We start from the raw sequence: 21,162 nt of genomic DNA, 5'->3' as shown, positions 1-21,162 counted from the left end.
TATTTAAATAGTAGCTTGCAGCGCTTGTCCAGATTGCGCTGCGAGCAGATTTCGTGCTGCAGTGGAGGCCGCTACGCGCCCCGCGGCCACGTCCTGCTGCAGGCGGGGCAGCAGCTCGCGCACCTGCGGGTGCTGGCGGAAGGCCTGCTTCAAGCCCGCGTCGATGCGCTCCCACATCCACGCCAGGGATTGCCGCTCGCGCCGCGCGGCCAGGCGGCCGTTGGCCGTCTGCAGGCGGCGGAACTCCTGCACCGCGGCCCAGAAGCCATCCACCCCCTCGCCTTTCAGCGCGCTAAGCGTGATGACCTTCGGCGTCCACAGGGATTCGTCGTGGTGCGCATGCTCGGGGTTGCCATGCATGGACAGCAGGCGCAGGCTGGAAGTGATCTGCGCCTGCGCGCGTGTGGCGGCGTGCGGGTCGATGTCGGCCTTGTTGATGACCACCAGGTCGGCCAGCTCCATCACGCCCTTCTTGATGGCCTGCAGGTCGTCGCCCGCGTTGGGCAACTGCAGCACGCAGAACATGTCGGTCATGCCCTGCACGGCGATCTCGCTCTGGCCCACGCCCACGGTCTCGATGATGACCACGTCATAGCCCGCAGCCTCGCACACCAGCATGGCCTCGCGCGTCTTCTCGGCCACGCCGCCCAGCGTGCCGCTGGACGGGCTGGGGCGGATGTAGGCATCGGGGTGGACCGACAGGTGCTCCATGCGCGTCTTGTCACCGAGGATGGAGCCGCCCGAGACGGTGGATGACGGGTCGATGGCCAGCACCGCCACCTTGAGGCCTTGTCCGATCAGGTGCAGGCCCAAGGCTTCGATGAAGGTGCTCTTGCCCACGCCAGGCACGCCGCTGATGCCGAGGCGAAACGCGCGGCCCGTGTGCGGCAGCAGCGCGGTGAGCAGTTCGTCGCCCTGCGTGCGATGGTCGGCCCGCGTGGATTCCAGCAGCGTGATGGCCTTGGCCATGGCGCGGCGCCGCACGGCGGGCGCGCCGTGCAGGATGCCTTCGTGCAACTGCTGGGGGGTCACTGCGCCTGCGCCTTCTTGATTTGCTCCAGCACATCCTTGGCGCTGGCCGGGATCGGCGTGCCGGGACCATAGACGCCCTTGACGCCTGCACCGTAGAGGAAGTCGTAGTCCTGCGCGGGCACCACGCCGCCCACGAAGACGATGATGTCGTCGGCGCCCTGCTTTTTCAGTTCTTCGATGATGGCGGGCACCAGCGTCTTGTGGCCCGCGGCCAGGGTGGAGACGCCCACCGCGTGCACGTCGTTCTCGATGGCCTGGCGCGCGCACTCCTCGGGGGTCTGGAACAGCGGGCCCATGTCCACATCGAACCCCAGGTCGGCAAAGGCCGTGGCCACCACCTTGGCACCGCGGTCGTGGCCGTCTTGGCCGAGCTTGGCGATCATCACGCGCGGGCGGCGACCGAGCTGTTCGGCGGCCTGATCGATTTCACCCTTGAGCTTTTCCCAGCCTTCGGCCGAGTCGTAGGCAGCAGCGTACACACCGGTCACCTTTTGCGTATCGGCGCGGTGGCGCCCGAAGATTTTTTCCAGCGCGTCGGACACCTCGCCCACCGTGGCGCGTGCGCGAATCGCCTGGATCGACAGATCCAGCAGGTTGCCCTGGCCGCTTTCTGCCGCAGAAGTAAGAGCGGCCAGCGCTTGTTGGACCTGGGTTTGATCGCGTTTTGCCTTGATGGCGTTGAGGCGCGCGATCTGGTTCTCGCGCACCTTGACGTTGTCCACCTCAAGGATGTCCACCGGGTCTTCCTTGGCAAGCTTGTACTTGTTCACGCCGACGATGACTTCCTTGCCCGAATCGATGCGCGCCTGCTTTTCCGCAGCCGCGGCCTCGATCTTGAGCTTGGCCCAGCCGGAGTCCACGGCGGCGGTCATGCCGCCCATCGCCTCGACCTCTTCGATGATCTTCCAGGCGGCGTCGGCCATGTCCTGGGTGAGCTTTTCCATCATGTAGGAGCCGGCCCAGGGGTCGATCACGTTGGTGATGTGGGTCTCTTCCTGGATGATGAGCTGCGTGTTGCGCGCAATGCGTGCGCTGAATTCGGTGGGCAGCGCGATGGCTTCGTCCAGCGCGTTGGTGTGCAGGCTTTGCGTGCCGCCGAACACGGCCGCCATGGCCTCGATGGTGGTGCGCACCACGTTGTTGTAGGGGTCCTGCTCGGTGAGCGACCAGCCTGAGGTCTGGCAGTGCGTGCGCAGCATCAAGCTCTTGGGGTTCTTGGCGTTGAAACCCTTCATGATGCGGCACCACAGCAGGCGCGCGGCGCGCATCTTGGCGATCTCCAGGTAGAAGTTCATGCCGATCGCCCAGAAGAACGACAGGCGCCCGGCGAAATCGTCCACGTCCATGCCCTTGGCGATGGCCGTCTTCACGTATTCCTTGCCGTCGGCCAAGGTGAAGGCCAGTTCCAGCGCCTGGTTGGCGCCGGCTTCCTGCATGTGGTAGCCCGAGATCGAGATCGAGTTGAACTTGGGCATGTTCTTGCTCGTGTACTCGATGATGTCGCCGATGATGCGCATCGACGGCTTGGGCGGATAGATGTAGGTGTTGCGGACCATGAACTCCTTGAGGATGTCGTTCTGGATGGTCCCGGCCAGCTTGTCCTGGCTCACGCCCTGCTCCTCGGCTGCCACCACGTAGCCGGCCAGCACGGGCAGCACGGCGCCGTTCATGGTCATGGAAACAGACACCTTGTCCAGCGGAATGCCGTCGAACAGGATCTTCATGTCCTCCACGCTGTCGATGGCGACGCCCGCCTTGCCCACGTCGCCCGTCACGCGCGGGTGGTCGCTGTCGTAGCCGCGGTGCGTGGCCAGGTCAAAGGCCACCGACACGCCCTGCCCCCCCGCGGCCAGGGCCTTGCGGTAGAAGGCGTTGGATTCTTCGGCCGTGGAGAAACCGGCGTACTGGCGGATGGTCCAGGGGCGCACGGCGTACATGGTGGCCTGCGGGCCGCGCAGGTAGGGCTCGAAGCCCGGCAGCGTGTTGGCGTATGGCAGGTCCTGCGTGTCTTGCGCCGTGTACAGGGGCTTCACGCTGATGCCGTCGGGCGTCACCCAGTTCAGGGCATTCACGTCGCCGCCGGGCGCGGACTTGGCCGCGGCCTTGGCCCAGGCGGCAAGGTCGGCGGACTGGAAGATGGGATCAGGATGGCTGCTCATGGCGGGGGCGCTTTCGCAAAGATGGCAAAGAGATGTGGTTATGCGTGCTGCGTTTTCGCAATTTTGCGGAGTTTACCTGATCTGTAATTATTAATTCTTAGTTTTTTTCAGGTACAGTCCGCCCATGTCAGCCGTCACCCTCACTCCCCGCGCACTCTATGAACAAGTGGCGGAGCAACTGCGCCAGCGCATCTTCCGGCGCGAGCTGGAGCCTGGCAGCTGGATCGACGAGCTGAAGATCGCCGAGGAGTTCGGCATCAGCCGCACGCCTTTGCGCGAAGCACTCAAGGTACTGGCGGCGGAAGGCCTGGTCACCATGAAGGTGCGCCGCGGCGCCTACGTGACCGAGATGTCCGACAAGGACCTGCACGATGTCTACCACCTGCTCAGCCTGCTGGAGAGCGACGCGGCAGGCGTGGTGGCCGCCCGTGCCACGCCGGAGCAACTGCGCGAACTGGAGCAGCTGCATGCCGACCTGGCCGCCGCCGTGCAGGACCGCGACCGCTTCTTCACCATCAATGAGCGCATCCACATGCGCCTGCTGGAGATGGCCGACAACCGCTGGCGCAGCCAGATGGTGGCCGACCTGCGCAAGGTCATGAAGCTCAACCGCCACAACTCGCTGCTCAAGCAGGGACGCATCGAGGATTCGCTGGCCGAGCACGAAACCATCCTGGCCGCGCTGCGCGCGCGCGACCCGCAGGCCACCGTGGCCGCCATGTCCGCGCATTTCGCGCATGGGCTGGAGGCAGCGGGCTGACCGGGCCCGCCCCTCATCCGCCGTTCTTTTTTCCGTCGCGCGAGCGACAAGTTTGCGAACGATCGTGCGAAAACGCGCGTGCCCGGCCTATGATTCCGCTTTTTGCCCGGCGGCTTGGCTCCGCAATGGCGCCCAACCCTGCCGGCACGCACTGCACGTATTGCACGCATGAATTCCCCCACCCCTGACCTGCGCGGCGTGCAGACGCTGCCCGAACTGCTGGCGTTCCGCGCCGCCCTCACTCCCCACAGCGAGGCCTACCGTGCCTGCGACCCCGGCACCGGCCAGTGGATCAGCCTGACCTGGGCACAGACCCAGGAGCGCGTGCAGCAGTGCAGCCGCGCCATTGCCGCATCGGGCCTGCCACAGGGGGCGCGCATCGCCATCCTGCTGCCCAACGGGCTGGATGCCATGAGCATCGACCAGGCCGTGATGGCCACGGGCTGTGTGCCCGTGCCTCTGCATGCCATCGACAATCCGGGCAGCATCGCCTACATCCTGGCGGATGCCGAGGTGTCGCTGCTCGTCGTGGAAGAGCCAGAGCAATGGCGGCGCATCCGCGACGTGGGCATGCCGCTTCCGCACCTGATGGGCGTGGTGACGACCAACGCCAGCACCGGCCTGCCCACCGCCGCCGAGCAGGACGTACCGGTCGCACCGCTGGCTGCCTGGCTGCAGCATGCCGCGGCAGATACGCCGCTGCCCCCGCCGCCCGGCCCTGAGGATCTGGCGGCGATCGTCTACACCAGCGGCACCACCGGCAAGCCCAAGGGGGTGATGCTCAGCCATGCCAACGTGGTGGCCGACGTGAAGGCGGTGCTGGAGCGCATCGCCCCCACGCCACAGGATGTGTTCCTGTCCTTCCTGCCGCTGTCGCACACCTTTGAGCGCACAGGCGGCTACTACCTGCCCATGGCCTCGGGCAGTTGCGTGGTCTACGCGCGCTCGGTGGCGCAACTGGCGGAGGACTTGAAGAATGTGCGCCCCACGGTGCTGGTGTCGGTGCCGCGCATCTATGAACGCGTGCATGCCAAGCTCATCGAGACGCTGTCGCCCTCGCCCTTGAAGATGCAGCTGTTCCAGGCCGCGCAGGCCGTGGGCTGGAAGCGGTTTTGCGCCGCGCAGCGCCTGCCAGCACCCCAGGACGACGGCGCGGGTGGCTGGATGCGCGCCCTGCCCTGGCCGCTGTTGCGTGCCCTGGTGGCCAAGCCGCTGTTGGCGCAGTTCGGTGGCCGCGTGCGCGTGGCCGTGAGCGGGGGCGCGCCGCTGTCGCCCACCATCGCGCACTGCTTCCTGGGCCTGGGCCTGCAACTGGTGCAGGGCTACGGCATGACCGAAACCACGCCCGTGGTCAGCGTGAACACGCTGGAGGACAACGACCCGTCCACCGTCGGCCGCGCCTTGCCGGGCGTTGAGGTGCGCATCGGCGAGAACCGCGAACTGCAGGTGCGCGGCCCCATCGTCATGAAGGGCTACTGGAAGCGCCCCGAGGATACGGCCCGCACCGTCTCCGCCGACGGCTGGCTGGGCACAGGCGACCAGGCCGAGATCGTCGACGGCCGCATTCGCATCTTGGGGCGCATCAAGGAAATCATCGTCACCTCCACGGGCGAGAAGGTGCCGCCGGCCGACCTGGAGCTGGCCATCACCGCCGATGCGCTGTTCGAGCAGGCCTTTGTGGTGGGCGAGCAGCGCCCCTTCATCGCCTGCGTGGCCGTGGTGCATGCCGAAGAGTGGCGCCAACTGGCCGGGCAACTGGGGCTGGACGCCAACGACCCTGCCAGCCTTGCGCACCCCAGCGCCCAACGGGCGGCACTGGCGCGCATCGAGAAGCTGGCGGCCGGATTCCCGCGCTACGCGGTGCCACGCGCCGTGCATCTGGTGCGCGAGCCATGGACGATCGAGAACGCGTTCATGACACCCACGCTTAAGCTCAAGCGCACCAACCTCATGGCGCACTACGCGGCCGCCATCGAGGCCATGTACCAAAAGCGCTGATCAGGCCCCCACCGCTTGCAATGACCGCGCAAGCGGGGCCTGGGCCGACTCGGCGTCCCCCTCGCTTCCCGGCACGCGGTAGACGCGCCCGAACCGATTGGCCAGGAAGTCCTCCAGCGCGATCTGCTCTTGCCCGATGAAACCGGCCTGCGGAAGCTGGCCCGCCATGACCAGGTCCAGCGCCGCGCAGATGCCCGCGGCCGTGGTGCGTTGGATGGCGCTGAGCATCTGCCCGCGCACCGATGCGCCCAGGATGTGGGCGGCATAGCTTTCCTGCACCAACCGGCCGTCCCGCTGGCCGCGCGCGCTGGCCAGGATCACGATCACGTCTTGCTGCGTGGTCGGGACGGCGCCGTCCAGCAACTCCTTGAGCAGGTCGCGCCGGTCGCGCAGGCGCAGCTCGTGCAGCAGCAGCTGCAGGATGGCATGGTGGCCGGGGTAGCGCACCGACTTGTAGTCGAGCTGCTGCACGCGCCCCTCCCAGGTCTGGGGCAACGTGCCCAGGCCGCCCGAGGTATTGAAGGCCTCGTATTCCACGCCGTCGATCAGCAGCGTTTCCAACCCGCCGAGCGCAGGCACGCTGGTGCGCCGGCCCTGCACGATGGAGTCGCACGGGTTGCAGTATTCGTTGATCAGGCCCTCGGTGCTCCAGGTCATGGCATAACGCAGGGCGCCCTGGGGGTAGCGCGGTAGCGCCCCCACGCGCAGTTGCAGCCCTTCCACGCGGTCCAAGCGCTGCGCCAGGGCGTTGCCCACCACGCCGATGAAGCCGGGCGCCAGCCCGCACTGCGGCATGAGCGCGCTGCGCGCGCCTTCGGCCAGCGCCTGGATGGCACGGGTGCTGGCCACGTCCTCCGTCAGGTCGAAGTAGTGCACGCCATGGCGTGCACACAGCGTGGCCACCGGCACGGCCTGGTGGAACGGCAGTGCGTTCAGCACCGCATGGTGCCCGGCAATGGCAGCCTCCAGCATGGCGTCGCCCGTCACCTGCAAGGGGGCGGCGCTGTGGACCTGCAGGCGCTTCAGTGCGGCGGCGTCGCGGTCGGCCACGGTGAGCGTGTAGCTGCCCGCGTCCTCCAATAGCAGCGCAATGGCACGGCCGATATGGCCCGCGCCCAGGATCAGTACGCGGTGCGGGTGGGAAGCATTGACGGGATGCAGGCGGGTCATGGCGGTCTCCTTGCGTTGTCGTTCGGTAGAGACATGCTAGGCCGGATCGTTGTCAGTGTGTAGCATTACAAATGTCGATAAAAGCATCAACGATCGTCATATCGACGGCATTGCACGACTTATCGGCAGCATTGGAGATGCCCGTGGAACTGGACGCACTGGACCAACAACTGCTCAGCCTGCTGCAGGCCAACGCACGCGAGGGCACGGCCGAGCTGGCGCGCCGCCTGGGCCTGGCACGCACCACGGTGGTGGCGCGCATTGCGCGGCTGGAGCGTGAAGGGGTGGTCGCCGGCTACGGCGTGCGCCTGGGCCAGCGGCTGGCAGGCAGCGCCGTGCGGGCCTGGTGCGCACTGCGCGTGTTGCCCAAGGCCGGGCCGGCGGTGCTGCAAACGTTGCAGGCCCTGCCCCAGGTGGAAGAGGTTTCGGCGGTGAGCGGGCCGTTCGACTACCTGGTGTTCCTGCGCTGCACCAGCCACGAGCAGCTCGACGGCCTGCTGGACCGCATCGGCCAGCTGGACGGCGTGCAGAACACGCAGACCAGCATCGTGCTCAGCCGCAAGATCGACCGTCGCAGCGTGGGCGGTTGATGCTCTATTAATGAGAGCTGCTAGCGCTTGATGGATAAGCGCTGAGGCCGTTTTCCTTCTGTCATCAGCCCAGCAGCCAACCTGCTGCGCCGCACAACGGCACCACCAGCCACGGCGGCACGCGCGCCCATACCAGCGCGGCAAAGGCCGCCAGTGCCAACGCCAGGTCGGCTGGCGCATGGATGGCGCTGGTCCACACCGGGTGGTAGAGCGCCGCCAGCAGCAGGCCCACCACGGCGGCATTCACGCCCGCCAAGGCCGCCCGGGCACGTGCGTTGTGCCGCAGCCGATCCCAGAACGGTAGCGCGCCCGCCACCAGCAGGAATGCTGGCACGAAGATCGCCACCAGGCATACGGCCGCGCCCAGCCAGCCGCCCGCGCCGTGGCCTGCCGCCGCGCCCAGAAAGGCCGCAAAGGTGAACAGCGGCCCCGGCACCGCCTGCGCCAATCCATAGCCTGCCAGGAAATCGTCGGCCGCCACCCAGCCGGTGGCCACCACCTCGGCCTGCAACAGCGGCAGCACGACGTGGCCGCCGCCGAACACCAGGGCGCCGGCGCGGTAGAACGCATCGGCCAGCACCAGCCATCCTTGAGGCCAGGCGCGCGCAGCCAGCGGCAGCAGCACCAGCAGCGCCGCAAATGCGGCCAGCAGCAGCGCTCCAGTACGCGGTCGCACCCCGGCCGCCAGCCCGCCCTGCGATGGTGGCGCCGGCATGGCGCCCGCGCGCCCCCACAGGCCCAAGCCGGCCAGCGCCGCCACCAGCATGGCGCCCACCTGCCCCACCACGCCCGGCCACAGCAGCGCAAGCGCACAGGCCAGCACCATCAGCAGCAGCCGTGCGGGCCCGCGGCACAGGCTGCGCGCCATGCCCCACACGGCTTGCGCCACCACGGCCACCGCCGCCACCTTCAGGCCGTGCAGCACGCCCGCGGGCACGAGGCCCTGCCCCGCCACCAGGCCCAGGCCCAGCAGCGCCATCAGCAGCGCGGAGGGCAGCGTGAAACCCAGCCAGGCCGCCAGTGCGCCGCCCCACCCCGCTTGGCGCAGGCCCAGCGCCAGGCCCACCTGGCTGCTGGCGGGGCCGGGCAGGAACTGGCACAGCGCCACCAGGTCGGCAAAGGCGTCTTCCGTCAGCCAGCCGCGGCGCGCGACGAATTCCTCGCGGAAGTAGCCCAGATGGGCCACTGGCCCGCCGAACGACGTCAGGCCCAGGCGCAGGAAGATGAGGAACACCCGCCAGGCGCTGGCGTGGTGGCGGGTGGCGGCGAAAGGAGAAATGGGTGGCATGCAGCGGGCGCGAAACCTCGAGTATCGCTATTGCGCGTTGCGCGCGGATGACTGGCGCCGCGTGCCAGCAGCGGAGCGCGGCGCGTGCGCGCGCAAGCAGACCTCCTGATCCTTGCGGCCGCAGCCGCTGTGGGCATCAGATGGCGCAGGGCCCCATCCACACCCCGCTGCGCAGGCCGGCCGGCGGCTGCTGCGCCCAGACCTGGGCACACACCTCCCAGGCAGGCTCCTGTACGTTCAGGCCCGCGAAAATGCCGTAGCCTTCGCCCGCGCGGATGTCCTCACCCGCGCTCAGGCTCTCGCCGGCCTTGATGGCTCCCTGTGTGTGGATGCACTCGCCCGCCTTGATGCCCCACCCGGCCTCCAGGTGCGTCAGGCCGCTGATGGCTCCGCCGACCACGATGCCCTGCCCCGCGCGCAGGCTGCCTTCGCCGCTCACATGCCCGCCCACGCGCAGGCTTTTGCCGCAGTCGATGCCGCCGTGCACCAGCAGGTCCTGCCCCACGAAGGCGCTAGCGCCCACGCTGAGCGCGCCGTGGCAGACCACGTCCCACGCCGCGCGCAGGTCGCCGCCGCAGTGCAGCGATTCCTGCACCTGCACGCCCCAGTCGGTGCGCAGGTGGCCGCCGCAGTGCAGCCGCCCATCGCTGTGGATGTGCGCGCCGGCGCGGATGTCCTCGCCCGCCACGATGGCCCTGCCGGCGCGGATGCCGCCCCCCGCATGGAGGGAGCGGCCGACGTGGATCACGCCGTCCACCCCGATGCCGCCGCGCACCTGCACGGTGCCCGCGAACACGAAGGCCTCGGCCTCCAGGCTGTCCAGGTGCAGCACTGCGTTCGAGGGGCCGAACTGGCCGAGCAGCCACAGCGCGTCGTCCACGCGGCCGGCGGCCACCAGCTGGTCCAGCGCCTGCTGGTAGCCCACACCGTCCTCGACATGGCGCACGAACCAGCGAAAGCCGTTGGCGCAGGGGCTCTTGGCCCGGAGAAACTGCTTGGTGAATTCCATGCGACGCTCCAATCCTTGCAAGGCGCCCGTGCGGTGCTGCTGCGGGGGCCTGGGGTGACCCGGCGGACGAAGGGCCCGCGCGAGCGGGCGTGGGAAGGCGTCGTCCGCCGTTGCGCAGGGCGGGTGCCCGGCGATGGTGGTTCTGCGCGTTGGAAAGAGGAAGGGTGCTTTATCGCCGGGCGGAGGAATGTGCGACCGGCTGGTATGGCCAGAGCACACGCGCCACGACGCCCACGCGGTTGCGCGCAAGGGTGCGGCGGACGGGTGTGGTCGGGAACATGGGCGCGCATGCTAGCAGTGCGCAGTCCGCGGGACAACCTTGTCGCACGGCGGCGCGCGGTCTTTGGTGCGCCGCCGTGCGTGCTGCGCGGCGGATGTGCATGCGCATCCGCCGCGGGCCGGGGATGGCGGTGTCAGAACGACACGCGCACGCCCACCGTCACGTTGCGCCCTGCCAGCGGGGCCGCGTCCTTGATGAACGAGGTGTGGGCGTAGGCCAGGCGGTCCGTGAGGTTGCGTGCCTTCAGATACACCTGCCACGGCGTGCCGCTGCCCGTGCGGCCGTTGTAGGCCAGGCCCAGGTTCAGCATGCCGTAGCCAGGCGTGGCGGTCTCGAACGCGGCCACGCGGTTTTGCCGCGCCACCTGCACCCATTCCACCGCGCCGTCCCAGTCGCGCCAGTTGGCATCCAGGCGCAGGCCCACGCGTGCGGGGGCGATGCGCGGCAGCCGTTCGCCACCGTCCAGGCGGGCACGCACGCTGTCGCCGAACAGGGTGACCCCCAGGCGCTGCGTGATGCGCTGGCGCACCCGGCCCTCCATGCCGGTAAAGGTGGCGCCCGCCTGGCTGTACTGCAGCAGCTGCAGGCCGTCCAGTTCGTCGAGCGTGCGGCCGTAGATGTAGTTGCGGATGCGGTTGTGGAACACGCTCACGTCAAACGTGGTGTCCCCGCTGGTCTTGCGCAGGCTCAGGTCGATGTTGCGCGAGGTTTCCGCACGCAGACTGGCGTCGCCACGCTCGTAGGTGGACGTGGCCATGTGCAGGCCGCGCGCGTACAGTTCCTCGGCGGTGGGCGCACGGTGGGCGCGGGTGATGCTCGCGCCCGCGGCGTAGCCAGGCGCAAAGCGCCACACCGCGCCCAGCGATGCGGAGGTGCCGTGGTGGCGCCGCTCTACTCCGCTGTCCTGCGCTTCGGCGCTTTGGCGGTCGTGGCGCAGCGCGGTCTCGATGCGCCAGTCGCCATGCCAGTCGCCCAGGCGGTATTCCTCCAGCAGAAACACGCCCCATTGGCGCGTGAGGGTGGGTTGCACGTAGGCCTCTTCTCCCGCGGCGCTGAACTTGCGCTGCCCGGTCTGCAGGCCCAGCACGCCGCGCCAGCCGGCCACGGGCTCGTGCTGCAGCTCCACGCGCAGGTCGTGGGCCTTGTTCTTGAAGGTGGTGGCGACGGTGCCCTCCTCCACCTCGTCGTGTACGTAGTCGGTCACGCCCGCGCGCAGGCGCAGCGCGGAGAAGCCGGTGAACGGGTCGCGCAGCTCACCGCGGATGTCCACGCGCTCGCTGCGCAGGTCCACCACAGGAACGGCTTCGTGACCGTGGTCGTGGTCATGCCCGTCGTCCTCGTGGTCGTGCTCGTCATGGCTGCCGCAGTGCAGGTGGTTGCCATGGGTGTGGCAGCCTTCGAAACTGTGGCTGTGGCCCGGCAGGCCGTATTTGGCGTTCTGGCGTGTGAAGGCCAGGCCCAGGTAGCCGCGGCTGCCAACCCAGGACAGCCCCACGCTGCCGGTACCCGTGCGGTTGAAGCTGCCGGGCACGCGGCGCCCCTCGGCCCAGCCGCTGCCCACGCGGTAATCGTCGGCGTCCCGACCGGCGGCCTCCACGTGCACGGCCAGGTTGCCCGCGCCGCCGGTCAGCGCGACAGCGCCGGCCTTTTCGCGCGCCGCACTGCCGGCGCGCAGCTCGGCGCTGCCTTCGTAGCCTTTGTCGGGCACGGCCGTGGGCACCTTGCCGTCCAGCACGTTGACCACGCCACCCACGGCACCGCCGCCATAGACCAGTGCCGACGGCCCGCGCAGCACTTCGACCTGCGTGGCCAGCAGCGGCTCGGCCGCCACGGCGTGGTCCGGGCTGACGGTGGAGGCGTCGTGCAGTTCGGACCCGTCAGAGAGCACGCGCACGCGCGGACCGTCCATGCCGCGGATCACGGGGCGGCTGGCGCCCGCGCCGAAATGGCTGCCGGTGATGCCGGGCTCGCCGTCCAGGGTCTCGCCCAGCGTGGCCTCGCGCTGGCGCACGAGGGCGTCGCCCTCCAGCACAGACACGGGTTGTGTCATTTCGGACACGCCCAACTGCAAACCGCTGGAGGACACGGTGACCTCGGGCAGGCGGGCATCCGCCTGCGCCCACGCGGGTGCTGCGCTGGTCAGGCACAGCAGCGCGGCCCAGGCCAGCGGCTGCATTGCGCCCGGCATGCGGGCGAAAGGGGTGAAGGAGTTCATTACAACGATTTCCGTCAAAAGGCGGCAGGCGCGCGCGAACGCTCGGGCCGCACGCGGCTGCGCTTGAAAATTGATTCAAAACTGCCTCTAGCGCTTATGTATCAAGCGCGAGCAGCTATAAAAAGAGGAGTTTTTGCGACGCCGACACGCAAAGGCGGCGGTGCGAGGCGGGGAGCCTCAGGCGCTCAGGGGCGGAGCGCGGGCATGGAAAGGCGCCGCCCTGCCCGCGCGCGGCACCGGCGCGGGGGACCTGACAGGGGGCAGCTGCGGCTGTGCCTGGACCTGCGCGGGGGCCTGGCCCAGCGCGGCGCCCACCAGCGTCTGCTCGTCCAGCACCTGGCAGTCCGCGGCGCCGTGCCCGGCAAACAGCGCATGCAGGGTGTCCAGGGCCTGTTGCCCGGCGCTTGCCGCATCCCGTGCATGCCCGTCGTCGTGCAAGGCATGCGCCAGCCCCTGCCCCGCGGGCAGGTGCAACACCTGGTGCATGCGCCCGAGTGCGGGCGCGAGCACCAGCGCCAGCAGCAGCCAGGTCAGGGCCAGGCGGCGGCGCAGTTGCGGCAAGAGCGCGGGTGTCAGGGACATGCGGGCTGGGTGAAAGGTGCAGTCGTCAGTGGGCGTGCTTCATGCCGCAGTACTTGCCGATCGCCAGGTTCTTGCAGGCGGCCTGCAGTTCCTTGCGGCAGGTTTCTTCGCCCTTGCCGGATTCCAGGCACTTGGCAGCGGCCTCGTGGGCCGCGGCCATGGCGCGGTGGCGCTCGATGTCGACCTTGGTCTGCTGCGCGGTGTGCTCCTGCGCGTGCGCGAAGGCGGCGCAGGCCAGCAGCAGGGTGGCGAGCCAGGGTTTCATGGGTTGCTTCCTCCAAAGTAACACCGCGCCGCTGTTGCGGCGCGGGCCCGGGAGGATAGCGCAGGAACCCGCGGGGATTCACAAAAGGCTGCGCGGATGCGCCGCTTTGGGAAGGCAGTGGACCCGCTGGCGGCGACCTGGGCCGCGCAGCGGTCAGGCGCCGGGTTTGAGGTGCCGTGCGAAGGTCTTGCGGAACTTCTCCACCTTCGGCCCCACGACGAAGGCGCAATAGCCCTGGTTGGGATGGTTGCGGTAGTAGTCCTGGTGGTAGTCCTCCGCGGGCCAGTAGTTCACCAGGGGGGCCACCTCGGTCACCACGGGCGCGCCAAAGAGCTTGTCCTGCCCCATCTGGCGCAACAGCTCTTCGGCCACGTCCTGGTGTGCGGGGTCGGTGAAGTAGATGGCGCTGCGGTACTGCGTGCCCACGTCGTTGCCCTGGCGGTTGAGGGTGGTGGGGTCGTGCGTGGCGAAGAAGATCTCCAAGATCTCGCGCACGCCGATCTGCGCGGGGTCGAAGGTCACGCGCACCACTTCGGCGTGGCCGGTCGTGCCGCTGCACACCTGCTCGTAGGTGGGCTCGGCTACGTCGCCATTGGCATAGCCGCTTTGCACGTCGGTCACGCCGCGCACGCGGTCGAACACGGCTTCGGTGCACCAGAAGCACCCGCCGCCGAGGGTGATGGACTGCAGATCGGACATGGGATTGCGCCTCGTGAAGGGGATAAAAGCCTCATCATAGAAATGAAGCGAAGGCGCCGTCCCGCGTCTGCCCTTGCGTTGACGGGGGCAAGGCGGGTTGCTATATTACTAACCAGTCAGTCAGTAATTTATGGCCACCCTCCCCCCAGTCCCCGAATCGTCCGAACCGCCGCGCCGTGGCCGCCGCAAGGAAGCCCGGCCCGGTGAATTGCTGGACGCTGCCCTGGACCTGTTCGTGGAAAAAGGGTTTGCCGCCACCCGGGTGGACGAGGTCGCCGCGCGCGCGGGCGTGTCCAAGGGCACGCTGTTCCTCTACTTCCCCAGCAAGGAAGACCTTTTCAAGGCCGTGGTGCGCAAGAACATTGCGGGCCGCTTCCCTGAATGGGACTTGGAGATGGAAACCTTCGAGGGCACGAGCAGCGAACTGGTGCAGTACTGCTTTCAGACGTGGTGGGAGCGCGTGGGCTCCACCAAGGCCTCGGGCCTGGGCAAGCTCATGCTGAGCGAGGCCAACAACTTCCCGGAGATCGCTGAGTTCTACCGCCGGGAGGTCGTGGAACCCGGCCACCGCCTGATCCGCCGCATCCTGCAGCGCGGCATGGACCGTGGCGAGTTCCGCCCGCTGGATCTGGACCATGCCGTCTACCTGGTGCTGGCGCCCTTGATGTTCCTGATGTTCTCGCAGCCTTCGCTGTCGCTGTGCATCCCGAACCCTGATACGTTCTCCGCGCAGGAGTACATCCGCCTGCAGGCCGAGAACGTCTTGCAGGGGCTGTGCGTGCGGCCGACCTAGAATCAGGGGTTTGTCTGAACCACAGTGACCCGCCTCCGGAGTACCCCATGAACATGCCTCTGAACACGTCCGCTGACATTTGCGATCCTACCGAGCAGGCCCGCTACAACATGGTCGAGCAGCAGATCCGCCCGTGGAACGTGCTGGACGAGGCGGTGCTGGAGTTGCTGGCCACCGTGCGCCGCGAGGAGTTCGTGCCTCCGGCCTACCAGGGTGCCGCCTTTATCGACACGCAGATCCCGCTGAACCCCTCGGTGGAAGAAGCCGAGCGCCTGGGCCAGGTGATGCTGGCGCCGCGCGTGGATGCGCGCATGCTGCAGGATCTGCAGGTGCAATCCACCGACCGCGTGCTGGAGATCGGCGCGGGCTCGGGCTACATGGCCGCGCTGCTGGCCGCGCGCGCCGAGCGCGTGGTGTCGCTGGAGATCGTCCCTGAGCTGGCCGAGTTCGCCCGCGAGAACCTGCGCAGTGCCGGCGTGGACAACGCCGAGGTGCGCCAGTCCGACGGCGCGCTGGACCCCATCCCCGATGGTCCGTTCGATGTGATCGTGCTCAGCGGCTCGGTGGCCGAGATTCCCCAGCGCCTGCTGGGCCTGCTGCGCGACGGCGGCCGCCTGGGCGCCTTCGTGGGCCACACGCCGATGATGCGCGCCACGTTCGTGCGCCGCCATGGTGACCGGTACGAGACCACTCAACCCTGGGATGTGGTGGTGCCGCGCCTGCGCCACTTCCCGGAGCCGACCCGCTTCAAGTTCTGACACCCCTTCAGCGTCCTTCAGGAACCTTTGCATGATCGACCACGTGCGCCCTGCCCAACTGGCCGACTGGCTGACCGCTAACGCCGGCAGCCGCCCGCTGGTGCTGGACGTGCGTGAGCCGTGGGAGCTGCAGACCGCCAGCGTGACGCCCCAGGGGTTTGAGCTCGTCGCCATCCCCATGGGGGAGCTGGCCGCGCGGCTGGATGAACTGGACCCCGCCCGCCCTGTGGCCTGCTTGTGCCACCACGGCATGCGCAGCCTGCGGGTGGCGGGCTTCCTGGCGCACCAGGGCTTCGACCAGGTGGCCAATATCACGGGCGGCATCGAGGCCTGGTCGCATGAGCGCGACCCGGCGGTGCCCCGGTATTGAGCCACCACGGACGTCGCCCGGCGTGCTGCAGCCTTCCCATTGATCACCGCAGACCTTCCTGAAGAACGCCATGACATCACTGCAACGGTTGCTCTCCGTTTCCCTGGCCGTGGGCGCCTGCGCGCTGGGCGCCCTGCCCGCGCAGGCGCAGAGCCTGTCCACGCTGGTGGAATGGGCGCGCAGCTATGACGCCCCGTGGCAGGCCGCGCAGGCACAGTTGCAGGCCGCCGACAGCCGTGCCGAGCAGGCGCGCGCAGGCCTGCTGCCCAGCGCCGCGCTGAACGGGGGCGTGACCTACGCCCGCACCGACCTGACCCGTGGCCCCCTGCCCCCGCTGGACCTGCACGCCCCTACCCAGACCGTGGGCGTGGTGGCCTCGCAGCCGCTGTACCGACCGGCCAACCGCATCGGCTTCGAGCAGGGGCAGCGCGGGATCGACATTGCCCGCGCGCAGCGTGACGGGGCCGAGCAGGACCTGCTGGTGCGCGTGAGCCAGGCGTATTTCGATGTGCTGGCCGCCCAGGACACCCTGACCTTCGTGCAGGCCCAAAAGGCCGCCGTGGCTGAGCAACTGGCCGCGGCCAAGCGCAATTTCGAGGTCGGCAACGCCACGGTGACCGACGAGCGCGAGGCCCAGGCGCGGCACGACCTGGTGTCGGCCCAGGAGATCGCGGCCGAGAACGACCTGCACGTCAAGCGCCTGGCACTGGAGCAGACCGTGGGCCGCCCGGGCCTGACCCCGCTGCCCCTGGCCCAGCCGGTGCAGCTGCCCGCGGTGCAGCCGACCGATGTGAACAGCTGGGTGCACGTCGCGGAAGATCAGCAGCCCCAGGTGCGCCAGGCGGCCATTGCGCTGGACGTGGCGCGTCTGGAGACCGCCAAGGCCGAGACCGGCCACCTGCCCACGGTGGATCTGCAGGCGGGCTACAGCGTGCAGCGCACGCCCAACGGCACCGTCACCATGCCGGGCGTGCACTCCCGTGCCAACGTCGCCAGCGTGGGGGTGGCGCTCAACCTGCCGCTGTTCGCGGGCTTCGCGGTGCAAAACCGGGTGAAGGAAACCCTGTCGCTGGAAGACAAGGCGCGCGCCGACTTGGACCATGCGCGCCGCAACGTGGCCCAGGCCACGCGCGCCGCGTTCTTCGGCGTGCAGTCGGGCCAGAGCCAGGTGCGGGCGCTGCAGGCGGCCGAGGCGTCCACCCAGAGCGCGCTGGAAGCCAACCAGCTGGGCTACGAGGTGGGCGTGCGCATCAACATCGACGTGCTCAACGCCCAGAGCCAGCTCTACCAGACCAAGCGCGACCTGGCCGTGGCACGCTACAACGTGCTCATGGGCACGCTGCGCCTCAAGCAGGCCGCCGGCACCTTGTCCATGGACGACGTGGTGGCGGTGGACAGCCTGCTGAGTCGCTGACACCCCGCGATACCCACCGCTGTTGCTATATAAACAATAGCTGCTTGCGCTTTGCGGATAAGCGCTAGAGGCCTAAAAGACCATCATTCGCGGTCAAGGTCCGCCGGGTCACCCGTCCGGTTCACGGCATAACGCAGCTCCACCATGCCCGTCCCCAGGGGGTGTGCGTCAAGCAGACGCAGCGCGGTGCCGGGCAGCCGGCGCGGAAACAGCGGCTTGCCCCGTCCCAGCGTGATCGAGCCCACCTGCAGGATCAGCTCGTCCAGCAAGCCAGCGTCGTAGAACTGGCCGGCAAGGTCCCCGCCGCCTACTACCCAGAGGTTCTTCGTCCCCGCCGCCAAGCGCATGGCCGCGTGCACCGGCCGCACGTCGCCCTGCACGAAGCGGATGTCCGCCCCGTCGATGCCCGGCAGGCGGCGCGAGGAGAAAACCCAGGCGGGCTGCGTGTAGGGCCAGGCGGAGCCCGTTTCGGCGCGCACGGCGTCCGCGTTGCGCAGCATCCATTCGTAGGTGGACGACCCCATGGCCAGGGCACCCACCTGCGCGATGAAGGCGGGATAGCTGGATTCCTCCAGGCTGCCCAGGGTGAAAAGCCAATCCAGCGAGTCGTCTTCCGTGGCGAGGAAGCCGTCCAGGCTGGTGGCGGTGAAATACTGGGTCTTCATGGACGGTTTATAGCGCGTACTCTGCCCCGCAAAGCTCTGCAGGATCAGGGCAGCAACTCGACGCCCAGCGGCCGCACGGCGAGCGCGAACAGGCCGAAGCAGACCACGGTGATGGCTGCGCTGGCCAATAGAGTCAGGCCGAACCCGATGCGCGGCAGCAGCCAGGGGAAGGCCAAAAACATGGGCAGCGTGGGGACCACGTACCAGAACGTGTACCAGGCGTGGTTGGCGATTTTTTCCTGCGGCTGCTTTTCCACGTACAGCCAGACCAGCGCGAGGAACGTCACCAGCGGCAGCGCCGCCAGCAATGCGCCCAGCTTGTCGCTGCGCTTGGCTGCTTCGGACACGGCGACCACCACCGCCGCGGTGATCAGGTATTTGGTGACGAGCCAGCCCATCGTTTTTATAGTTGGTGCACCACCAGGCGGAATTCCGGATCGTCCTCGAAGGTGCGCACCTCAAAGCCCAGGCGCCGCATCAGCTTGAGCATGGTCGGGTTGTTGGCCAGCACCAGGCCCTGGATTTCGGCCAGGCCGCGATCGCGCGCCACGTCCATGATGCTGAGCATCAGGCGCGAGCCCAGCCCTTTGCCGGCGAAGTCGTCGGCCACCAGCAACGCGAACTCGCAGCTCGTCTGGTCGGGGTTGGTCACGTAGCGCGACACGCCCACGATGCGTTCCTTGTGGCTCACCTCGCCCTCTTCGTCCACCACGCGCTCGCGGTGCACGGCCACCAGGGCCATTTCGCGGTCGTAGTCGATGAGGGTGAAGCGCGCCAGCATCGAGGGCGGCAGCTCCGCGAGCTGCGACACGAAGCGGAAGTAGCGGCTCTCGGGCGACAGTTCCTTGACCAGGCGCTGCACCATCTGCGCATCGTCCGGACGGATCGGGCGCACCAGGTACTCACCCCCGCCGCGCAGCGGCCACACCGCCTCATAGCGCGCCGGGTACGGCAGGATAGAGAGGTGGCCGTAGTGCCCGTAGCCGGCTACCTCGCCGCGCGAGCCGCCCTGGGCGGTTTCATGGATGACGATGCGCGCGTCCACGGCCACGGCGCCCTGCTCGTCCACGATCAGGGGGTTGATGTCCATCTCGCGCAGCTGGGGCAGCGCGCAGACCATCTCGGACACGCGCAGCAGCACCTGCTCCAGCCCTTCCAGGTCCACGGCGGTGGCGCCGCGCCATTCGCCCAGCGTCTCGGCCACGCGCGAGCGGTCGATGAGCCGCCGCGCCAGGAACTGGTTGAGCGGCGGCAACTCCATCGCGCGGTCGTTGATGAGCTCGATCATCGTGCCGCCGGCGCCAAAGGTGATCACCGGGCCGAAGGGCTCGTCGCTGACCAGGCCGATGCAGGTCTCGCGCCCGCGGCGCCCGCGTGCCATCTTCTGCACCGTTACGCCGTTGATGCGCGCGCCGGGCTGTACCCGCGCCACACGCTGCACCATGTCGGTGTAGGCATCGCGCGCGGCCGATCCGTTGTGCACATTCAGCGCCACGCCGCCTACGTCGGACTTGTGCGCGATGTCGGGCGAATCGATCTTGAGCGCCACGGGGAAGCCGAGCTGCGTGGCGATCATCATCGCCTCGTGGCTGCTGCGCGCCAGCAGCGTCTTGGTCACCGGGATGTGGAAGGCCGCCAGCAGCGTCTTGGACTCCATCTCGGTCAGCACGTTGCGCCGCTCGGCCAGCACGCTCTCGATCACTAGGCGCGCGCCCTCGATGTCGGGCTTGGACAGCGTCGTGAGCGGCGGCGGTGTCTGCTGCAAAAGCTGCTGGTTCTGGTAGAACGAGGCGATGTTGCCGAAGGCGCCCACCGCGGCTTCGGGCGTTCGGAAGGTGGGAATCTGCGCGGCCCGCAGGATGCGGCGCGCCGGCACCACCGAGGCGTCGCCCATCCAGCACGACAGCAAGGGCTTGGAGGCCAGGCGCTTGGCATCGGCCAGCACGGTGGCCACGGCTTCGGCGTCGGCGCCGGCCTTGGGCGAGAAGATGGCCAACAGGCCGTCGATCTGCTTGTCACGGAACGCCGCCTCCAGCGCCAGGCGATAGTGCTCCGGCCCCGCTTCTTCCGACAGATCGATCAGGTCGGCCAGCGAGGCCAGCGGCGGCAGCTTGGGCGCCAACGCAGCGCAGGTCTCGGACGAAAAGCGGCCCAGGTCCAGGCCGATCTCGTTCTCCCAGTCGGCCGCCAGCACGCCGGGGCCGCCGCCGTTGGTGATGATGGCCAGGCGCTTGCCTACGGGCCGGTAGCGCGAGGCCAGGCACTTGGCGGCCGAAAACAGCTCCACGAACGAGCGCACGCGCACGGCGCCCGCGCGGCGCAGCGCGGCGTCGAACACATCGTCGCTGCCCACGATGGCGGCGCTGTGCGTCTGCGCCGCCTCGTTGCCTGCAGGCTTGCGCCCCGCCTTGAGCACCACCACCGGCTTGGCATAGGCCGCCGATCGCAGGGCGCTCATGAATCGGCGCGCATTCTGGATGCCTTCCATGTAGACCACGATGCTCTGCGTGCGCGCATCGTTGGCCAGGAAGTCCAGCGCCTCGCTCAGCCCCACGTCGGTGTGCGGGCCCAGCGAAATCACGCTGGAAAAGCCCACCGCGTTGTTGCTGGCCCAGTCCAGGATGGACGAGGTGAGCGCGCCCGACTGGCACACCAGTGCCAGCGACCCCTCGCGCGCCAGCGGCCCCGCGGCGCTGGCGTTCAATTGCAGCGACGGCCGCTGCATGCCCAGCGAATTGGGCCCCAGCAGATGGATGCCCTCGCGACGCGCAATCTTGCGCAGCTGCTCGGCCAGTTGCGCATCCACGCCGTTGGACAGCACCAGTGCCGAGCGGCAGTTGATGCGCCCCGCTACCTCCAGCGCGGCGGGCAGGTCCTGCGGCGGCTGGGCGATGATGGCCAGGTCCGCACGCGTCTGCGCCAGGTCGGCCAGCGTGCCGCTGGTATGGATGTCCAGGTAGGTGAGCGTGCCCGTGAAGCGCTGGGCGGCCAGCGCCTCGCGCAGCACCTTGGCCTGGGGCGTGTGCGTGTCGGGCGCATCGGCATTGCCGGCCAGCACGACGATGGAGCTGGGCGTGAACAGGGGCGTGAGGTAGTGCTTGTCCATCATGATGGA

The 21,162-nt window shown here is 68.7% G+C and carries 19 protein-coding genes; 7 read left to right on the top strand and 12 right to left on the bottom strand.

Annotation, left to right across the window (positions count from 1 at the left end):
- Positions 1–3: 3 nt before the first annotated feature.
- Positions 4–1,032, bottom strand: a complete 1,029-nt coding sequence (gene meaB, locus AC1PPL_RS01625) for a methylmalonyl Co-A mutase-associated GTPase MeaB (protein WP_479972456.1) — start codon at positions 1,030–1,032, stop codon at positions 4–6.
- Entirely contained in the window at positions 1,029–3,191 is a 2,163-nt protein-coding gene (gene scpA / locus AC1PPL_RS01620) for a methylmalonyl-CoA mutase (RefSeq protein ID WP_270173737.1), read from the bottom strand. Before scpA ends, meaB begins: the two co-directional genes overlap by 4 nt.
- Positions 3,192–3,315: 124 nt before the next feature.
- Here scpA and AC1PPL_RS01615 point away from each other — a divergent pair, with 124 nt between their 5' ends.
- The gene (locus tag AC1PPL_RS01615; protein WP_015913371.1) at positions 3,316–3,951 is read left to right on the top strand and encodes a GntR family transcriptional regulator; all 636 of its coding nucleotides are present in this window, start codon (positions 3,316–3,318) and stop codon (positions 3,949–3,951) included.
- 168 nt (positions 3,952–4,119) lie between these two features.
- The gene (locus AC1PPL_RS01610) at positions 4,120–5,949 is read left to right on the top strand and encodes an AMP-dependent synthetase/ligase (RefSeq protein WP_313146473.1); all 1,830 of its coding nucleotides are present in this window, start codon (positions 4,120–4,122) and stop codon (positions 5,947–5,949) included.
- Here AC1PPL_RS01610 and AC1PPL_RS01605 read toward each other — a convergent pair whose 3' ends face one another.
- A complete protein-coding gene (locus AC1PPL_RS01605; RefSeq protein ID WP_479972455.1) occupies positions 5,950–7,119 on the bottom strand; it encodes a saccharopine dehydrogenase family protein in 1,170 nt (389 codons plus the stop codon). It abuts the gene before it with no gap.
- A gap of 137 nt (positions 7,120–7,256) precedes the next feature.
- Here AC1PPL_RS01605 and AC1PPL_RS01600 point away from each other — a divergent pair, with 137 nt between their 5' ends.
- Positions 7,257–7,709: an Lrp/AsnC family transcriptional regulator gene (locus AC1PPL_RS01600; RefSeq protein ID WP_011805279.1), complete on the top strand. Its 453-nt coding sequence runs from the start codon at positions 7,257–7,259 to the stop codon at positions 7,707–7,709.
- 64 nt (positions 7,710–7,773) lie between these two features.
- Here AC1PPL_RS01600 and chrA read toward each other — a convergent pair whose 3' ends face one another.
- From chrA to msrA, 6 genes are all read right to left on the bottom strand, one after another.
- Complete coding sequence (gene chrA / locus AC1PPL_RS01595) at positions 7,774–8,997, bottom strand: chromate efflux transporter (protein WP_479972454.1); 1,224 nt, start codon at positions 8,995–8,997, stop codon at positions 7,774–7,776.
- A 136-nt stretch (positions 8,998–9,133) separates the two neighbouring features.
- Positions 9,134–10,006 carry a hypothetical protein gene (locus tag AC1PPL_RS01590; protein WP_479972453.1) on the bottom strand — a complete coding sequence of 291 codons (873 nt, stop codon included), beginning with the start codon at positions 10,004–10,006 and terminating at the stop codon, positions 9,134–9,136.
- Positions 10,007–10,419: 413 nt separating this feature from the next.
- Positions 10,420–12,501 carry a TonB-dependent receptor domain-containing protein gene (locus AC1PPL_RS01585; protein ID WP_479972452.1) on the bottom strand — a complete coding sequence of 694 codons (2,082 nt, stop codon included), beginning with the start codon at positions 12,499–12,501 and terminating at the stop codon, positions 10,420–10,422.
- A 177-nt stretch (positions 12,502–12,678) separates the two neighbouring features.
- Complete coding sequence (locus tag AC1PPL_RS01580) at positions 12,679–13,083, bottom strand: hypothetical protein (protein ID WP_374606773.1); 405 nt, start codon at positions 13,081–13,083, stop codon at positions 12,679–12,681.
- Between the two features lie 25 nt (positions 13,084–13,108).
- Positions 13,109–13,348 carry a hypothetical protein gene (locus tag AC1PPL_RS01575; protein ID WP_011805274.1) on the bottom strand — a complete coding sequence of 80 codons (240 nt, stop codon included), beginning with the start codon at positions 13,346–13,348 and terminating at the stop codon, positions 13,109–13,111.
- A 153-nt stretch (positions 13,349–13,501) separates the two neighbouring features.
- On the bottom strand, positions 13,502–14,047 hold the full coding sequence (msrA, locus tag AC1PPL_RS01570) for a peptide-methionine (S)-S-oxide reductase MsrA (protein WP_011805273.1): 546 nt from the start codon (positions 14,045–14,047) through the stop codon (positions 13,502–13,504).
- 130 nt (positions 14,048–14,177) lie between these two features.
- Between msrA and AC1PPL_RS01565 the strand changes: the two genes are divergently transcribed.
- From AC1PPL_RS01565 to AC1PPL_RS01550, 4 genes are all read left to right on the top strand, one after another.
- Positions 14,178–14,840: a TetR/AcrR family transcriptional regulator gene (locus AC1PPL_RS01565; protein WP_270173745.1), complete on the top strand. Its 663-nt coding sequence runs from the start codon at positions 14,178–14,180 to the stop codon at positions 14,838–14,840.
- A gap of 47 nt (positions 14,841–14,887) precedes the next feature.
- The gene (locus AC1PPL_RS01560) at positions 14,888–15,598 is read left to right on the top strand and encodes a protein-L-isoaspartate O-methyltransferase family protein (RefSeq protein WP_312566549.1); all 711 of its coding nucleotides are present in this window, start codon (positions 14,888–14,890) and stop codon (positions 15,596–15,598) included.
- A gap of 31 nt (positions 15,599–15,629) precedes the next feature.
- The gene (locus tag AC1PPL_RS01555) at positions 15,630–15,968 is read left to right on the top strand and encodes a rhodanese-like domain-containing protein (RefSeq protein WP_011805270.1); all 339 of its coding nucleotides are present in this window, start codon (positions 15,630–15,632) and stop codon (positions 15,966–15,968) included.
- A gap of 70 nt (positions 15,969–16,038) precedes the next feature.
- On the top strand, positions 16,039–17,382 hold the full coding sequence (locus tag AC1PPL_RS01550; RefSeq protein WP_479972451.1) for a TolC family outer membrane protein: 1,344 nt from the start codon (positions 16,039–16,041) through the stop codon (positions 17,380–17,382).
- 83 nt (positions 17,383–17,465) lie between these two features.
- On the opposite strand, the gene AC1PPL_RS01545 is transcribed toward AC1PPL_RS01550, so the two are convergent.
- From AC1PPL_RS01545 to AC1PPL_RS01535, 3 genes are read right to left on the bottom strand one after another with little or no spacing between them, the layout of a single operon-like run.
- Positions 17,466–18,047: a dihydrofolate reductase family protein gene (locus tag AC1PPL_RS01545; protein ID WP_479972450.1), complete on the bottom strand. Its 582-nt coding sequence runs from the start codon at positions 18,045–18,047 to the stop codon at positions 17,466–17,468.
- A gap of 44 nt (positions 18,048–18,091) precedes the next feature.
- Entirely contained in the window at positions 18,092–18,445 is a 354-nt protein-coding gene (locus AC1PPL_RS01540) for a DUF3147 family protein (protein ID WP_011805267.1), read from the bottom strand.
- 5 nt (positions 18,446–18,450) lie between these two features.
- The gene (locus tag AC1PPL_RS01535) at positions 18,451–21,156 is read right to left on the bottom strand and encodes a bifunctional acetate--CoA ligase family protein/GNAT family N-acetyltransferase (protein ID WP_088888517.1); all 2,706 of its coding nucleotides are present in this window, start codon (positions 21,154–21,156) and stop codon (positions 18,451–18,453) included.
- Positions 21,157–21,162: the final 6 nt, after the last annotated feature.

The sequence above is a fragment of the Diaphorobacter sp. B2A2W2 genome, assembly GCF_056730635.1.
The sequence above is the reverse complement of the archived record's forward strand: the minus strand, read 5'-3'. Positions and strand labels throughout refer to the sequence as shown.

Excerpts from the sequence above, each read along its gene's own strand:
- scpA (WP_270173737.1), bottom strand. The coding sequence starts at position 3,191 with ATGAGCAGCCATCCTGATCCCATCTTCCAGTCCGCCGACCTTGCCGCC.
- AC1PPL_RS01615 (WP_015913371.1), top strand. The coding sequence starts at position 3,316 with ATGTCAGCCGTCACCCTCACTCCCCGCGCACTCTATGAACAAGTGGCG.
- AC1PPL_RS01610 (WP_313146473.1), top strand. The coding sequence starts at position 4,120 with ATGAATTCCCCCACCCCTGACCTGCGCGGCGTGCAGACGCTGCCCGAA.
- AC1PPL_RS01605 (WP_479972455.1), bottom strand. The coding sequence starts at position 7,119 with ATGACCCGCCTGCATCCCGTCAATGCTTCCCACCCGCACCGCGTACTG.
- AC1PPL_RS01600 (WP_011805279.1), top strand. The coding sequence starts at position 7,257 with ATGCCCGTGGAACTGGACGCACTGGACCAACAACTGCTCAGCCTGCTG.
- chrA (WP_479972454.1), bottom strand. The coding sequence starts at position 8,997 with ATGCCACCCATTTCTCCTTTCGCCGCCACCCGCCACCACGCCAGCGCC.
- AC1PPL_RS01590 (WP_479972453.1), bottom strand. The coding sequence starts at position 10,006 with ATGGAATTCACCAAGCAGTTTCTCCGGGCCAAGAGCCCCTGCGCCAAC.
- AC1PPL_RS01585 (WP_479972452.1), bottom strand. The coding sequence starts at position 12,501 with ATGAACTCCTTCACCCCTTTCGCCCGCATGCCGGGCGCAATGCAGCCG.
- AC1PPL_RS01580 (WP_374606773.1), bottom strand. The coding sequence starts at position 13,083 with ATGTCCCTGACACCCGCGCTCTTGCCGCAACTGCGCCGCCGCCTGGCC.
- AC1PPL_RS01575 (WP_011805274.1), bottom strand. The coding sequence starts at position 13,348 with ATGAAACCCTGGCTCGCCACCCTGCTGCTGGCCTGCGCCGCCTTCGCG.
- msrA (WP_011805273.1), bottom strand. The coding sequence starts at position 14,047 with ATGTCCGATCTGCAGTCCATCACCCTCGGCGGCGGGTGCTTCTGGTGC.
- AC1PPL_RS01565 (WP_270173745.1), top strand. The coding sequence starts at position 14,178 with ATGGCCACCCTCCCCCCAGTCCCCGAATCGTCCGAACCGCCGCGCCGT.
- AC1PPL_RS01560 (WP_312566549.1), top strand. The coding sequence starts at position 14,888 with ATGAACATGCCTCTGAACACGTCCGCTGACATTTGCGATCCTACCGAG.
- AC1PPL_RS01555 (WP_011805270.1), top strand. The coding sequence starts at position 15,630 with ATGATCGACCACGTGCGCCCTGCCCAACTGGCCGACTGGCTGACCGCT.
- AC1PPL_RS01550 (WP_479972451.1), top strand. The coding sequence starts at position 16,039 with ATGACATCACTGCAACGGTTGCTCTCCGTTTCCCTGGCCGTGGGCGCC.
- AC1PPL_RS01545 (WP_479972450.1), bottom strand. The coding sequence starts at position 18,047 with ATGAAGACCCAGTATTTCACCGCCACCAGCCTGGACGGCTTCCTCGCC.
- AC1PPL_RS01540 (WP_011805267.1), bottom strand. The coding sequence starts at position 18,445 with ATGGGCTGGCTCGTCACCAAATACCTGATCACCGCGGCGGTGGTGGTC.
- AC1PPL_RS01535 (WP_088888517.1), bottom strand. The coding sequence starts at position 21,156 with ATGATGGACAAGCACTACCTCACGCCCCTGTTCACGCCCAGCTCCATC.